Genomic DNA, 16,058 nt, shown 5'->3' with positions numbered 1-16,058 from the left:
TCAATCAATCCTGCTATCCCCACCGTTCTCCTCTTTGCGTGACATTTCAATAATATGTGCACCAGCACGCAATACATTTTCTAAACCTTCGCGGCTAACCGCAGAAAACATCATAACAGGTTGATTCGTTACTTTTCGCAAAGCTTCCTGTTTTGTTTTACGCTCTTCAATCGTGAGTGTATCTATCTGACTTAAAGCGACAATTTCAGTCTTATCACTGAGATTATTTCCATAAGACTCAAGTTCATGACGCACAATTTGATATGCCTTTGCAACATCTTCTTCTTGAGCAGAAATCAAATGAAGGAGGACACGACAACGTTCCACATGTCCTAAAAAACGATCTCCAATTCCTACCCCTTCATGGGCTCCTTCAATTAACCCCGGAATATCAGCCAAAACAAATTCACGACCATCAATTCGTACAACACCAAGATGAGGATGCAGAGTGGTAAAAGGATAATCTGCAACTTTTGGCTTTGCCGCCGTTACAGAAGCTAAAAAAGTTGATTTTCCGGCATTGGGTAAGCCAACAAGCCCCGCATCAGCAATTAACTTCAAACGAAGCCATATTGCACGCTCTTCTCCAGCCAAACCTGGATTTGCACGACGCGGTGCCCGATTTGTCGATGTTGTAAAGTGAAGATTGCCAAAACCCCCATTCCCTCCTTTTGCAAGGCGATAGCGCTGTCCCACTTCCGTTAAATCACAGATTAACGTTGTATTATCTTCTTCAAAAATTTGCGTCCCAACCGGAACTTTAAGAATGACATCATCACCCTTCTCACCCGTCATATTACGCCCCTTGCCATGTCCCCCTGTTTTTGCTTTAAAATGCTGTTGGTAACGATAATCAATCAGCGTGTTAAGCCCATCAACAACAAGAGCCCAGACATCACCACCCCGTCCTCCATTCCCTCCATCAGGACCACCAAACTCTATAAATTTTTCACGGCGAAATGATACTGCTCCAGAACCTCCATTACCGGAACGAATATAAACTTTAGCTTGATCAAGAAATTTCATTGGAAACACTCACTGAGGAATCAATCTCTCTACCTCTATAGACAATACATTAATTTTACCAGTTTTTCATCATTGATAACAGAAAAACTGTCACTATTGCTGATAACTCTTTGAGAAAAAAATCATCTCATTTAAATAGGTTAAGTAAAACCACGTCTTCTTAAAAGAAGGCGTTATTCTTGTATTTTTGTTTTTCCCTTAAATTCAAGCGCTAGAAGATAAAGCTCTACTGATTCTGATCGGCTTGCAGGTGGTTTAACATGGTAGACTTTTTTAAAATGCTGTTTTAATCTTGCAAGAAGAGTATTTTCTGCTCCTCCTTGAAAAGCCTTTGCTAAAAAATGTCCCCCAGGCTTGAGAACCGAAAGAGCAAAATCAGCTGCAACTTCACATAAATAAATCGTTCTTAAATGATCCGTCTGACGATGACCTGTTGTTGGCGCAGCCATATCAGAAAGAACCACATCCGGTTTTGTCCCTAAAGCTTCAACTAATTTCTGCGGTGCATCTGCATGTAAAAAATCCATTTCTAACATCGCAACTCTAGGCAATGGATCCACATGCAAATAATCAATGCCAACGACGCTAGGTTTTTCATCACTTGACCCTACTATGCGCTCAGCGACCTGACACCATCCCCCCGGTGCTGCCCCTAGATCAATAACCTTTTGGCCTTTCTTCAGAAACTTATAACGTTCATTAATTTCAATGAGTTTATAAGCCGCGCGCGAACGATAACCATCTACTTTTGATTGATGAACATAAGGATCATTCAAATGCCTCTCTAACCATCGCCGTGATGAAGCTTTAATGGTTCCAGCTTTCTTTTTTACGCGCTGATATAATTCATGTGACCCTGAACCTCCGTAGCCACCCGTTGGGGGTTTTGTTGTTTTTTTCATCGTTATTCTATTGTCTCCATATTTAATTCTCTAACGCTTGAAATCTCTGCTCTTTCTACGTCGACACCATACACCATCACGTAACATCAGCTCTATCAAAATTCCTTCCCTTAAGCCACGATCAGCAACTCTTAAACGCTGACTTGGCCAAACTTCTCGAATAACATCTAAAATTGCACAACCAGCTAAAACTAAATCTGCTCTCTCTCGCCCAATAAAAGGATTTATGACACGTTTTTCTATATCCCATGACAATAAGCGTTTTGTCATAAGAGTAATGTCTGCATCATCCATCCAAATGCCATCCACTTTCTTCCTATCATAACGCTCTAAATTAAGATGCATCCCTGCTAAAGTCGTAACTGTGCCAGAGGTTCCCAAAAGATGAAACTTCGATCCTTGCGCTAATTCTCCCAATTTATAACGATCCGAAAAATTATTTAACAATCCTCGCACATAACTTTTCATTTTTTCAAAATCATCTAAATTAATATTATTCCCTCCAAAACGTTCCGCAAGCGTAACAACCCCAACAGGAAGAGAAGTCCAAGCGGTAATTTGTCCTGCTAAACAAAAAGAACGCTTTTGAGAAACATCAAGAAGCACAATTTCTGATGATCCTCCTCCAATATCAAAAAGTACAATTGCCTCAGTATTCGGTTCAACAAGCGTACTACATCCTGTAACAGCGAAACGTGCTTCTGTTTGCCGATCAACAATTTCCAATTCAAGACCAGTCTCATCCAGAACACGCTGAATAAAATACCTACCATTTTCTGCTGAACGGCAAGCTTCCGTTGCAATCAAGCGATAACGCTTAATATGCCTTTGTTTTAGCTTTAAACGACAAATCTTTAATGCTTCAATCGCACGATCCATAGCTTGTGTCTTAAGTAAACCATTATTTATTAAACCTTCTCCCAATCGTACAATACGAGAAAAAGCATCAACAACACGAAAATATCCAGGTTTACTAGGAGATGCGATAAGAAGACGACAATTATTCGTTCCTAAATCAAGCGCCGCATAAAGAGGTGGAGATTTTACTTGAGAGAATCGTCGAAGAAAAGGTGCTTGGCATTTTTTTGCTTTTTGAGCACCTATCATTGTTTGGCTATGCAACTCAAAAGCTGTCTTCGATTGAATTAAAACCTGTTTCTGCTTACAATGTCTTTTTCTCTGTTGTCTCTTTATATCAACAAGGACAGAGCATGCCTCTGTTTGTGACAGTGCAGAACGATTATTTCTATTATTCCCACACTGATCATACAACTGATTTGCTTTGGTATCGTGTGATTCTCCTTGCTTTGACTCTTTTGAACCATAATTTAACGGGGTCATTTCTCTTATCCCTTGAGCGTTTCCCCCAATAAATAAACGCAAAAACTCTTCTGCTCATTCCTCAATAAAGCAACAATGCGGCATCAAATGATAAAATACAAGAAACCATTCTTCTTTTTCTTATCATCAAAAATTTCTACGCTCGTATCATTCAGATTTTATATAATCTTTTGGTTGCTTCCATGAAGTCATACTTCTCTTTATGAACTTAAAACGATAAACTAACCGTTTACGCTCACATCAATTTTGTAAATTGTGCTATTTTTATATCATTGATACGAAGTATACTTCTATTGTAACAAACCAGCATTATCATAATCTTTGCTGAGGATTCAGGTTGAAACAATCTATACATCGATATATTTTATAAGAGAAAAATTTCTTTTTTCAATCGCGTTATTCATACACAAGGCTTACTTGTTATATGCAACTTATATGCAACAAAATGGTTTTGATTATGCTAGAATAACAGCTTCATGGTCCTACAAAATGTAATTACGGTAGCCATTATCTCGTGAATACAAAGAAAAACTATCGTTCAAAAATTCTCTAGGATTATAAAATTACCTGTTATTATAATATTTCAATTGAACAATATTAATGCCTAATCAGACTGTTCTAAAACGCCATATGAAACCTTAAAAAAGAGCTTAGTCTGCGCCCTATTGTAAGGAAACCATATTGTTATTTATTTAAAATTGAGTATTTCTAATAACTTTTTATTGCTAACAACTAACGCAATTACTCTCTCAGATTTGTGGAAAATCTCTAACCTAATTTTCTATTATATAAAGCTCTTATGATGACTTTAACTTCATAAAACGCGATTTTTTTTTGAATAAATCACCTTTCTATCACATTACATAAAACTTCTCACTGACATCGCCTTATAATTTACATTTTAAAACATAACATAATGATTTACGGAAAAATGACTCTTGTTAAAAATTCTCAATAAATTTCTAAGGGCGCAAAGAATTAAGTGCTGCGTTTAACCCTTTAAATGGCACAGTAAAAGAAAATACCTTTCCCTCTTTAAGTTTATAGGAAATACGTACTGTATTGTCCTGTTCTATTTGTTGAGTAAGAAGCGGCCCTACAGGTGATTGGGCCAAACAAACCGTTTCATTACACTGTGTATAACGAATAAGAACAGGTTTTTTTACACCTTTCACAAACATTTGAATCGGAACATTTATATCAGAATTTGGCAATGTGCGAAAAAGCATCACTGCTTGACCATTTGTCGTAGAAACAAGAGACCAACTAAAAATAGTATTTCCTTCCTGATCATGAACAGTCTGTGTCACATTACATATACCTTGCTTAAGCTTAAGCTTTTGTTTTTCATCACAAATTAAAGTCCAGTCATAAAACTGCATAATAATTCGACGTGTTTCACCTGGTTCTCCTTTAGGTATCGATAAGTGCGGTGGATGAATTGTATAAATACTATTATTCTCATTAGCCAAGCTTTCGCCTTTGCCTATTAAGGCAAAAGCGAACAGAATCTTCACTAACATACTTCTCTTGTTTATAATAATAGTCATTTTTTCTATTATCATCTCAACCTCAGAGTAATCCCAGCGCCTATGCCCCAATGTCCTCCAGCACTCGTCACAGATACATTCGAGCGAATATTTCCATCTTCTGAAGTATAACCAGCACCAATAGCAAAGGCAGATTGGCTGCGCCATAAACCACTACCAAATGAAACACTTAAAGATCCTGGTATATCATAGTAACGTAAGTTAGACACAGCCAAACCAATAGCGGCAGCTTGTCTTGCCTCCTTGCGGACATCCTCAATAGCATAATTTAACGTCTCAAACTTCATATCCGTGTAAGATTTCGCCTCATTAACACCATTATTGACAAGACTACTTACTTGATCATCCGTATATTTCTTCGCATCATCTAGTACTAACTTCATCTGCTGTTCCGTATAATCATGCAATTGACCACCATTAACTGCTTGATGAGAGCCCTTTTCAATCTTACCATCTCCCACATTCTCTATTAATACAGGCGCACTCTCATCTCCGCCTACTAACGTAATCTTATTCGTCTTATTGCCTTCAGCATCCTTATCGTAGTTAACAGCACCATTCGTAACAGCACTTTCAACATCCTTTACATGTTGATCTAAGCTTTCTACACGATTTTCAACCGCAGAAACTTTTTGGTTCGTCTCCCAAAGCTGCCCTCCATTCACAACTTCTTTCGAACCTTCAGAGATTTCACCATCCGCAACATGCGTAATCTTACTGTCCGATCCATTATGGCGACCATCATAGCCTCCTAACTCATCATTCCAACTCAAACTGTTCGTATCTAGATTGTTGGCAACATCGTTAATACGATCATTGATACTCTTCATACCATCACTCACTCCCCCAAAGGCACCAGCAACATCATGATAGACCTTATCATCACCTGAACTGCCATCAGAATTTAATTGCGCAACCTTGAAGTCGGGTGCCCGCCATTGTCCGCCCTGATAGCTCGCTCCACCACCAAAATATTGCGCTAACGTTTGATTCAACTGATACAACTGGTTACCCGTGATCGCTTCTGTCGAACCAGACGAAATATCTCCATCAACAAGATGGCTCAGCTTGCTATTCTGCTTCTCTGAACCTTTGCCATGAAGAGCTACAAAGGATCCTTCCGCTTCACTCCACAACAACGCATTCTGCTCAATATTGTCTGTAAGATCGTGATGAAGCTTCGTGAAAGAAGTATTTATACCTGCAAAAGCAGCTGCAACATTATCATAGCTTGTCTCTTCAGAACTTCCATCCTCTTTAAAGCTCACTATCTTGAAGCTTGGAGTGGTCCATTCACCTTCTTTATAACCAGCTCCGCCACCAAAATAACTCGCTAACGTATTATTCATCGAATAAAGCTGACCACCATTCACTGCTTCTGTCGACGCTTCTGTAAGCGCTCCTGATTTTACGCCTGTGAGAAGACGTTCTGCACCGTCACTGTTCGCAATGCTGATTTCTGTACCCTCTTTCTCTGCACCTATCTTGATTACCTTAGTCGTTTCATCTTGCTTAACAAGACTATCACTAACAACTTGGCTAATCTCATTCTTAAGCTCTTTATGAAGACTGCTGAAAGAATTTCCTACACTTGCAAAGGCTTTTGCTACATCATCATAGCTCTGCTCTTCAACCTTGCTACCATCCTCACTGACAGTGTGAACCTTAAAGATTGGAGCGCTCCACTGACCATTCTCGTACTTAGCTCCGCCACCAAAGGATTTAGCTATACCCGTAGCCGCTGTGTCAAGTGTTTTAGATACAGTGCTTACATGTTGATTGGTCTCAAATAGCTGAGAGCCATTCACCGCATCCGTTGAATCTTTCGTGACACTACCATTCGCAAGGGACGTAATCTTGCTGTTGTTCTTATCACCATCAGCGCCATGTGTCGCAACAAATGCCTCTTTATCTTGACTCCACAACAATGCATCATCCTTAACTTCCTCAGTAATATCTGTGATTTGTTGAGTAAAGTCTTGAACAACATTCGTAAGATGATTGTTCACATTATTGATATTCTTATCAAGACCCGCAAAGGCCGAACCAACATCTTTAAACTCTGCCTCTTTAGCTACACCCTTCTCATCAACCTGAGTTAATTTATAGCTTGGTTCTGTAAGAGTTCCACCTTTAAAGGAAGACCCTCCACCTAAAAACTTTGCAACATCACTGCCAATTGTATTAATCTGTCCACCCGTAACTGCATCATGGGAATTCTCAGAAATCTTACCATCAGCAACATTATGCAAAGCAACAGGAGCTGCATTTTGACCTTTGCCAAAAGTCACATTCGTATAGTCAGTCTCACCATTTTCCTTCTTATCATAAAGAACAACAGCTGAATCATCTGACTGAAGACTGTTAGAAAGTTGTTCTAAACTTTTATCAAGCTGGCCTTTGTTAACCGCTTCATTATCATTTACTGCCGCCTTAACACCTGAAAGTGTACGATCCTCTTGATCCTTGTTGGCAATATTGACTTCAGTGCCAACAACTTCTTTACCAATAGTGATGAGGTCCGTTGTAGCATCTTTCTTTACAAGGCTATCACTAACAATCTTGTTAATCTGATTGTTAATATTCGTGACAGCACTCGTCATTTCATTATGGATACCCTTGAAAGAGCTATTCACACCATCAAACGCATCGGCAACATTGTTATATGTTTCCTCAGAAGACTTACCATCACCAGAAAATTGTGAAACTTTAAAAGTTGGAGCTGTCCACTGATCATTCTCGTACTTAGCTCCATCACCAAAATAGCTCGCCAACGTATTATTCATCGAATAAAGCTGAGATCCATTGATCGCATCCGTTGAATCTTTCGTGACACTACCATTCGCAAGAGACGTGATCTTGCTGTTTTTCTTCTCATCATCAGTTCCATGGGTTGCAACAAATGCATGATCTTTATCACTCCATAACAACGCATTCTGCTTAATATTTTCAGAAACCTCATTCGTGTTTTGCGTAATCTCTTTATGAAGCTCTGTGAATGAACGATCAACACCACCAAACGCATCTGCTACACTTTCATAACTCTTACCCTCCACTGTATAATTTGGCGCTACACCTTTAACCACATCAGCTCCACCACCTAAGTACTTCGAAGTATTATCAGAAACTGTTTTTAGATCATTCGTTACTATTGTAACATTCTGGTTGGTCGCGAAAAGTTGCGAACCATTCACGGCTTCTGTTGATGCCTCTGTAAGCTCTCCTGCTGTTATACCTGTGAGAATCCGTGTTGCACCATCAGTATTCGCAAACGTAACTTTCGTACCGCTCTTTTCACCTCCAACCGCAATGTCATGTGTCTTATCATCTTGCTTAACAAGACTATCACCCACAACTTGGTTAATCTCATTCTTAAGCTCTTTATGAATATTCGTGAAAGAACTTCCTACTCCTGCAAACGCTTCAGCTACTGTTTTATAGCTCTGCTCTTCAACCTTGCTACCATCCTCACTGACAGTCTGAATCTTAAAGCTTGGAGCTGTCCACTGACCATTCTCGTACTTAGCACCTCCACCAAAATAACTCGCTAACGTATTATTCATCGAATAAAGCTGAGAACCATTCACCGCATCTGTCGATGTTTCTGAAAGCGCTCCTGCTTTTACGCCTGTAAGGGTCCGCGCGGCATCTCCACTATTAGCAATGCTAATGCTTGTACCACCTTTTTCTGCACCTATCTTAATAACCTTGCTATCAGCATCCTGCTTCACAAGACTATCACTCACCACATCGTTAATGTGATTGTTAATATTCGTAACAGCATTTGTCACTTCATTATGAAGATTGGTGAAAGAAGTTCCTACTCCTTCAAACGCCGCGGCAACGCTATCATAACTCTTCTCTTCAACCTTATCGCCAGCAGTATTTACTGTATTAACTTTGAAGTTTGGAGCAGTCCATTTGCCTTCTTTATAACCAGCGCCACCACCCAAATAGCTCGATAACGTATTATTCATCGAATAAAGCTGGCCACCGGTAACCGCATCTGTTGAACCAGAAGCAATATTTCCATCCAAAATATGGGTAATCTTGCTGTCTTTTCTGTTCTTATCTTCCCCATGTTGGGCACTAAAGGCATTGTCATCCTTGCTCCACGATAAAGAATCCTGTGCAACTCCTTGAGAAACTTCCTTAATCCGATCATTCACATTCTTAATATTCTCATCAAGACCAGTAAAAGCAGAGCCAACATCAGTAAACGACCTACCCGTAACCTCACCTTCTTTAGAAACTGAAGATAATCTATAGGTTGGACCTGTAAACGCTCCATTTTTAAAGGATGTATCACCACCTAAGAACTTAGCAATATCATCACCAATACTATTGATCTGACCTCCCGTAATTGCATCATGTGACTTATCCGCAATCTTACCATCAGCAACATTATGAAGACCAACAGGGGAAGAATCTTTACCCTTACCCAAAGTCACATTCGTATAATCAATTTCATCTTTTTCTTTTTTATCATAATGAACAACCGCTGAATCATCTGACTGAAGATGATTAATTTGGTTAGTAATTTCATTTTTGATATTCGTGAAAGAACTACCAACTCCTTCAAAAGCTTCCGCTACATTGTTATAGCTTTCTTCTCCAGAGGCACCATCATCCTTAACTGTATTAACTTTAAAAGTTGGATTATTCCATTTGCCTGCCTTGTCATAACCAGCTCCACCGCCTAAATATCCTGCAAACTGATCCTGTAAGGAATAAAGCTGCGAACCTATTACTGCTTCCGTGGAATCTTTCGTAATCTCCCCAGCAGCAAGATACTTAATCTTGCTATTCGTTTTTGCTCCTTCTTTCTCCCCATGCTGAGCAACAAACGCTTTATCAGAATCACTCCACAACAAGGCATTCTGCTGAATATTTTCAGTAACCGCTGTGTTGCTTTCAGTAAACTCTTTGTGAAGTTTCTCAAAAGAGCTACCTACACCAGCAAATGCTTCCTCTACAGTACTATAATCCTTATCTTCAACTTTACTACCATCTTCATTAACTGTTTTAACCTTGAAACTTGGAGCATTCCATACGCCATTCTCATAACCAGCTCCACCACCTAAAGATTTTGCAACATTGCTCCCTAAGGTATGAAGCTGATTACCCGCTACAGCATCACTTGAAGTTGCACTAATCTCTCCATTGGCAAGTGACGTAATCTTACTATTCGTTTTTTTATCACCATGTTGCGCTACAAAGGCATTTGAATCCTTACTCCAGTTCAGAGAATCTTGTGCAACGCCTTCTGAAACTTCTTTAATACGATTATTAACATTCTTGATATTCTCATCGAGACCTGTAAAAGCTGAACCAATATTGTCAAAGCTAGCGCTTCCTACTGAACCATTTGCCTCAACTTTTGACAAGCTATAAGTTGGTGTTGAAAAAACACCGTTTGTAAAAGTTGTATTACCACCTAAGTATTTCGCAACTGACTCACCGATTTTGTTAATCTGTCCACCATTGATTGCATCACGTGAATTCTCAGCAATACTACCATCCGCAATATTATGAAGACCTACAGCTGTCTTATCTTTACCACCAAAAGTCACATTCGTATAATCAGTTTCACCCTGTGCTGTTTTATTATAATGAACAACCGCTGAATCATCTGACTGAAGATGATTAATTTGATTGGTTATTTCATTTTTAATATTCGTGAAAGAATTACCAACTCCAGCAAACGCATCAGAAACATTCTCGTATTTCTCTTCAGATTCACTCCCATCATCCTTAACTGTCTTAAACTTAAAGCTTGGACCTGTCCATACGCCATTCTCATAACCAGCTCCGCCACCTAAGGATTTTGCAACACTGCTTCCCAAACCATAAAGCTGACCACCTGTTATTGCATCCGTAGACCCCTTGGAAATAGCTCCATCTAAAAGAGATGTAATCTTGCTATTCGTTTTTTCTCCTTCTTTCTCTCCATGCTGAGCAATAAACGCATTTGCCTGCTTGTCCCACAACAAAGCATCGCCTTGTACTTCTTGCGTAATATTGGTGATGCTTTGATTAAACTCTTTTTGCAGTTTTTCAAAAGAGCTTCCTACACCTGTAAATGCTTCTGCAATTGTACCATACTCTTTATCTTCAATGGTAACACCATCTTCTTTGACAGTCTTAAACTTAAAGCTTGGAGCTGTCCATTTGCCATCCTTATATTCAGTGCCACCACCAAAATACTGTGCAATATTGTTGCCTAAATAATAAAGCTGTGAACCATTCACTGCTTCTGTTGAAGCAGCAGAAATATCTCCTGCTTTAAGATGCGTAATCTTACTATCTGCCTTTTTATCATCTACCCCATGCTGCGCTACAAAGGCCTTTTCTTGTTCATTCCAATTTAAAGAATCCTGTGCAACGCCTTCTGAAACTTCCTTAATCCGATCATTAACATTCTTAATATTCTCATCGAGACCAGAAAAAGCTGAGCCAACGTCTTTAAACTCAGTCGGATTTACCTTACCATTAGCATCAACCTGAGATAACTTATAGGTGGGCTGTGTAAAAGCACCACCACTAAATGCTGCACCACCACCTAAAAACCTTGCAACATCTTGAGAAATGCTATTAATCTGTCCACCTGTAATTGCATCATGTGATTTATCCGCAATCTGACCATCAGCAATATTGTGAAGTGCTGTGAGGGTTTTATCTTTCCCACCAAACGTTACACTCGCATAATCAATGGCTCCATTCTTTTGTTTATCATAATGAACAACCGCTGAATCATCTGACTGAAGATGATTAATCTGATTGGTTATTTCATTGGTAATTTTATTCTGAACGTTGGTGATAGAAGTACCAACACCTTCAAAAGCAGCTGATACATTGCTATAGTTCTTCTCCTCAGAGTTACCATCAGCCTTAACTGTTTTTACCTTAAAGCTTGGCGCTTTCCAGTTTCCTTTTTCATCATAGCCAGCACCGCCACCTAAATAGGTCGCAAGCTGCTCGTTCATCGAATAAAGTTGTCCACCTGTAACTGCATCTGTAGAGCCAGAAGCAATATTACCGTCCGAAAGATGGGTAATCTTACTCTTTGTTTTTACTCCATCCTTCTTATGATCTGCTACAAAGGCGTTATCAGTATTGCTCCACAATAAAGCATCGCCCTGAACTTGTTGTGTCACATTACCAACTGCCTCTGCTAATTTCTCCTCAACTTTCTTGATATTTGTATCAAGCTGAGCTTTGTTAACAGCTTCATTATTCTTTGTCGCTTCCTTCACACCGGAAAGTATACGATCTTCATTATTCTTGTTGGCAATATTGATTTCACTGCCTTCTTCTTTTGCTCCAATGGTTATACGCTTTGTTGTATCATCTTGTTGTACAAAGCTATTGGCGGCAACTTGAGAAACCACATTATTAATCTGTTCAGTAACTTTATTCTGAACATTCGTTATAGACGTACCAACTCCCGTTAAAGCTTCAGATACATTCTTATAAGTCTCTTCTTTTTCCTCACCCTCTCCGTTAACAGTTTTAATTTTAAATGTTGGAGATGTCCATTCACCATTCTCATAACGAGCATCGCCACCGAAAGACTGAGCAACCTTATCACCCAAAGTGTAAAGCTGTTTACCTGTAATGGCATCTGTTGAGTCAGAAGCAATATTACCATCTAAAAGATGTGTAATTTTACTATTGGTCTTTGCATCATCCTTACCATGAGCCGCAATAAAGGCATTCTCACTCTCACTCCATAACAAAGCATCACCTTGGACTTGTTGCGTAATATTCGTTATGTTTTGCGTAAAGTCATTGAACTTATTCGTGATGTCTTTACTGACATTTTCGATACCTTTATCAAACTGCCCCTTGTTGATAGCTTCATTATTTTTCACCGCATCCTTCACACCGGAAAGGGTTCGTGCTTCGTTTGCGTTGTTAGCAATATTGATTTCACCACCAGCTACTTCTTTACCAATCGTGATGTAATTTGTCTTTGGGTCTTTCTTAATAAGGCTATCACCTTGTACATTGGTAATCGCATTATTAATCTGGTTGGTCATTTCATTTTTTATATTCGTGAAAGCAGTACCAACACCTTCAAAAGCTGCGGCTACACTTGTATAATTTTGTTCATCTTCTGTACCATCAGCTTTAACGCGTTTAATTTTAAAGGTTGGATCGGTCCATACGCCATTCTCATAACGAGCATTACCACCAAAATAGGTCGCAACCTTATCACCTAAAGAATAAAGTTGATTACCCGTAATGGCATCTGTTGAACCAGACGCAATATTACCATCCAAAAGATGTGTAATCTTGCTATTGGCTTTTGCGCCCTCATTCTTGTGCTGCGCACTAAAGGCTTGATCATCTGCACTCCACAATAAGGAATCGCCTTTAACAGTGTTAATCGTATTATTAACCTCTTTGGTAATCTCATTTTTAACATTCGTAATAGACGTTCCAACCCCTGTTAAAGCTTCAGCTACGTTATGATAAGTTGCATTCTCTTCATTGCCTTCATCGGTAACAGTTTTCACTGTAAAAGTTGGATCGGTCCATTTGCCATCTTTATATCCAGCACCACCACCAAAGGACTTGGCTATATCTGTGGCAGCAGTTTGGAGATTACTGGAAACAGTATTTACACTTTGATTTGTCTCAAAAAGCTGTGAACCAGTGACAGCTTCTTTTGAATCTTTTGAGATGTCACCATTCTTTATACCCGTAAGCGTACGTGTTTCTTTGTTATTATTGGTAATATCAATTTTATCACCACCTGTATCTTTACCAATGGTGATGTGTTGTGTCACAGCATCCTGTTTTACAAAGCTATTGGATGCAATTTGCTTTTCGACTTCTTGAACTTGTTTTTCTACTTGTTCTTGAACTTCTTTTTTTGCTTTGTCTAATTGTCCAAAATTCACCGCATCGGTCGTATCCGTACCATTGGCTACATTTGTAATCCTTTTACTACCTGCATTAATACCAGCAGTAGTGATTTGCGGACCATCTGTAATTTTCAAGCCCGTAGCATCAAAAATGTTCTTCCCCGCTGTTACACTATCTAGTGTAATGTTCTTTGCTAAATCAAATTTTATGTTATTGTCTTTTTCGCCTTTGGTGATGCTAAGGTTGTTACTTCCTGTCGCAAAATCTACCGTATTGTCTATCCCCACAGCTTTAGCATTTTTACCGTCAACAGATAGTTTCCACCCTTTGTCTACGTACATTTTTAATGACTTTAGCTGCGCAACATTCACTGCATCAGTATTCGCACTACCTGCTGCGACTCCTCCAATTTGTCGTGTTTTGCCATTAGTAATATCACCAACACTCACGGCACCATAAGTACTTTTCCATGTAAAGGTCGTATCTGTCGCTACACCCTGTAAAAAAGGGCTATAACCTGCAACACCAGCTTCAACGGTCGCTATAGAATCAGCACCTAAAGCAACAGCGTGATCTGCTTTTGCTCTTGAATAAAATCCTATAGAAACAGCGTCTTTTTGCGTTGCATAGGCACGATGACCAACGGCCGTTGAACCATACCCCAAAGCTTTAGAAACAGCACCCAAAGCTGTTGAATAATCACCCTGAGCAGTGGTATAATCATTGTCCCCGTGTTCACTTTTTACATTATATTCGGAACCTAGTGCGGTGCTGCTTTTCCCCAAAGCATGCGCCATGCGACCTATAGCCAAGCTATCTTCTTTTGTCGCCTGCGCCTGATCACCCATAGTAATAGCAAATTTTCCTGTTGATTGTGCCTTATGACCAATAGCAACACTTATCTCCCCTGCTGCATTTGCCAGCCCACCTAAAGCAACAGAAGAATCTCCTTTTGCTTCCGATCCTACACCCACAGCAATGCTCACCTTTCCAGCAGCAAGCGACGCAACACCAAAGGCTAATGACCCTCCCGTAAGGGCCGTTGCATTTGCACCAAATGCTGTTGAATAACTCCCCTGTGCCGCAGATCCACAACCAGTGGCAAAAGAATAAACACCAAAAGCCTCAGGCATTATATTCGCATCACCACCAGTCAAACCTCCCATATAACCAATATTCCCACTGGTTTGCCCATTACCAGTCCAAACTAGTTGCTTATCGCTGTGACTATAAGGAGAAAAATTTCCAAACTTTACTTCTTCGAGAAATCTCCGATATTCTTCTTCTGCAGTTATTTTCTTCCCACCACGCTTAGTGGTTCCTCCCCGACCAATAACATTATCCGCACCGCAATAATCATCATCACCAGAAAGAACAATACTGCCATGACTGCCTTTAGGATAATTTACATTTGGATCATTTTGACTCAAAACCTTTGCTCCTGTTATCGCAAGATTCGAAGCAAATACAGGAGAAATATTTGATAAAAATGTAGTCGCTGTGGCTAATGAAAGCGCTTTCACAAAAGAAAAACGAAAAACTTTCAAAGTACGCGCTCTTTGTGTGGCATATAATTTTTTCATAACAAACTCTCCAATGAAAAAATCTGAAAACCCATCCAAAACATAAAAAAGACATATTTTTCTGTTAGCCATTCGCTCAGGTAAATTTGGAAATTGAGAGTGGCTCTTTGAATAAAGACGTTTTGAGTCTTTTGTCGTGTTTTGTGTGTGCTTTCTGTAACGAGATCTAAATGAGAAATTTTGGAAATATGTTTATAAGAACATAAAAAAGACACATTTAGACTCTAATAAAATATTGGGTTACGGTTTACTCTTTAGGCTTGGAAAAAGATCTTTGAGGGTTTTAAACATTAGAGCATTTTACTTATTAGGTGTTTGGTTACTTAATAAAGTTTTTAGCAATGTTTTTTTGTTGGTGCTATGTATCTTTATTAAGGAATGTTATTTCTTTCGTATTCAAGTAAATGAAAAGCTAAATATTTAAAAAAACCTTAAATTTCTTTAGAAATATGAAATTTTTCTAGCTAGGTTGTTGTTTTGTTAAATGGAGTGCGGCTATGTAAATTCTGTTTTTACAGTATTTACAGTTTATACACTACCTCTTCCCCCCTTTTGAATTATTATTTCGATCAAAATGAGTCTTACTAATATACTTTATGTTGCACTAACCCCTCTATAATAAAATAGCAACAAAAAAATAACAATTTTTATCGCTTTGAATATTTTTTACAGAAATATGTGATCTTTTTTCAACAATTTAAGTAAAAAATTTTAGAAAAATAATGAGAATTCATAAGTATGTTGCTCTATAAAGCTCATTCTAAAGCTAAAATACTCCTTAT

The 16,058-nt window shown here is 38.9% G+C and carries 5 protein-coding genes; all 5 read right to left on the bottom strand.

Translation table 11 applies throughout. The features are described 5' to 3' along the window. Entirely contained in the window at positions 1-1,026 is a 1,026-nt protein-coding gene (obgE, locus tag B5V81_RS00140) for a GTPase ObgE (protein WP_212111026.1), read from the bottom strand. Positions 1,027-1,199: 173 nt separating this feature from the next. After that, on the bottom strand, positions 1,200-1,928 hold the full coding sequence (locus B5V81_RS00135) for an RlmE family RNA methyltransferase (protein WP_212111024.1): 729 nt from the start codon (positions 1,926-1,928) through the stop codon (positions 1,200-1,202). A gap of 30 nt (positions 1,929-1,958) precedes the next feature. Beyond that, on the bottom strand, positions 1,959-3,269 hold the full coding sequence (locus B5V81_RS00130; protein ID WP_212111020.1) for a Ppx/GppA phosphatase family protein: 1,311 nt from the start codon (positions 3,267-3,269) through the stop codon (positions 1,959-1,961). A gap of 962 nt (positions 3,270-4,231) precedes the next feature. Beyond that, positions 4,232-4,834 (bottom strand): invasion associated locus B family protein, encoded by a 603-nt coding sequence (locus B5V81_RS00125; protein WP_212111018.1) that lies wholly within the window; start codon positions 4,832-4,834, stop codon positions 4,232-4,234. Beyond that, positions 4,831-15,276 (bottom strand): Vomp family autotransporter, encoded by a 10,446-nt coding sequence (locus tag B5V81_RS09010; protein ID WP_280527991.1) that lies wholly within the window; start codon positions 15,274-15,276, stop codon positions 4,831-4,833. Before B5V81_RS09010 ends, B5V81_RS00125 begins: the two co-directional genes overlap by 4 nt. Between the last annotated feature and the right edge of the window lie 782 nt (positions 15,277-16,058).

Origin of the sequence: Bartonella queenslandensis (genome assembly GCF_018155095.1) — a bacterium.
GTDB lineage: Bacteria > Pseudomonadota > Alphaproteobacteria > Rhizobiales > Rhizobiaceae > Bartonella > Bartonella queenslandensis_B.
The sequence above is the reverse complement of the archived record's forward strand: the minus strand, read 5'-3'. Positions and strand labels throughout refer to the sequence as shown.